Consider the following 1309-nt stretch of genomic DNA (forward strand, 5'->3'; position numbering starts at 1 on the left):
TAACCACTGGCGCCTGTCAGTGCAATACGGGATCTGCCTTTTGGATACAATGCTTCACACTCCCGCTCTACTTGTCTTATCTCAGGTTCCGGTCGATGCTGCTCATTCACTACACACCGCTCCCCACTCGTTATCACGCTCTGTGTTTCACATACCCTGATTTACAGTACCCGTAACAAGCCCCATGACAAGACATGGAAACGTAAACTAGACAGTGCCACCCCAGACAAAACAAATGACCGTAACTTCCATATAAGGAGTTACGGTCAGCCTGTTTACTTCCATATATAGTTTAACGGGACGACTCCCACTACCTCCATCTTCCGAACTTATCATTCTGCACTTCGTTAACCTGTCCAAAAAATACCTGCTGGATCTATTTCTACTTGTTCGAGCTGTTCTTCAAAGCACGGATTAGGTGCAATCTCTTTTACGCGCTGCCAGCTTTCAGCCTCTTGCCGGGCATATACATGCCAATGATTTTCCTCCCAGCGAAATTGGACAATGTCCGTGCGATCCCACGACTCAGTTTCATTAGAAGGCCTTTCCTCCGTCAAGATCAAACAGTTATCCTCTATTTGATAAATGAGCCGCACGTCAGAACGCACGTAGCCTGGCACCTTTAGCGCAATATAGCCATTCAGCAGGTATTCAACCTTTTTAACGGTAAACGGATCAATCCGCTCGTTCACGAGATTTCCACCCCTTGATCAATTCGTAAATATTACGATTTAAATATAGCAGAAATCGAAGTTTTTGAAAAGAGTCCTCCTTGCCGTCCCAAAAGCAAAAAGATATCCTCCAGCCTGAAGGCTCAGAAGATATCTTATTACTCTTGTTATACGCAGCCAAATCATAATTCCCTATGATTTCTAGAAAGTTACAGTGCCACTGTGTAACACGTCAACCATCTATAATAGATTTCGCTTATTTATCAACGGAAACGCCATCTGGTACTGGAATACCAAAATCAGGTGTTCCATCTTCCTTCCAGTTGAACGGCTGAACACGTGTATGACGATTCGGGTCATACAGCGGGTCGCCTGTAATTTCCTTGTAATTCCGGGCGTGATATACGATTACATCGCTACCGTCAGCAGCAACCGTAAAACTGTTATGACCTGGCCCGAATTGTCCTGTTTCCTCATTGGTGCAGAATACCGGCTCAGGTGATTTCGTCCATGATTTCGGATCAAGTAAATCCGCATTCTCATCTGCTGTCAACAGGCCCATGCAATAATTGTGGTCAGTGGCACTAGCTGAATAACTGATAAAGATCCACCCGTTCCGTTTCAGAACCGCTGCTCCT

At 45.2% G+C, this 1309-nt stretch carries 2 protein-coding genes; both read right to left on the reverse strand.

What is annotated here, in order from left to right:
• Positions 1-347: 347 nt before the first annotated feature.
• Positions 348-692, reverse strand: coding sequence for a DUF3024 domain-containing protein (locus GRP75_RS27170; RefSeq protein ID WP_233903857.1), 345 nt, complete (start codon positions 690-692; stop codon positions 348-350).
• A gap of 235 nt (positions 693-927) precedes the next feature.
• Positions 928-1309: family 43 glycosylhydrolase (locus GRP75_RS27175; RefSeq protein ID WP_160790918.1), on the reverse strand; the 382-nt coding region annotated here is incomplete at its 5' end.

The organism is Paenibacillus sp. OT2-17 (assembly GCF_009827695.1).
Classification (GTDB): domain Bacteria; phylum Bacillota; class Bacilli; order Paenibacillales; family Paenibacillaceae; genus Paenibacillus; species Paenibacillus polymyxa_B.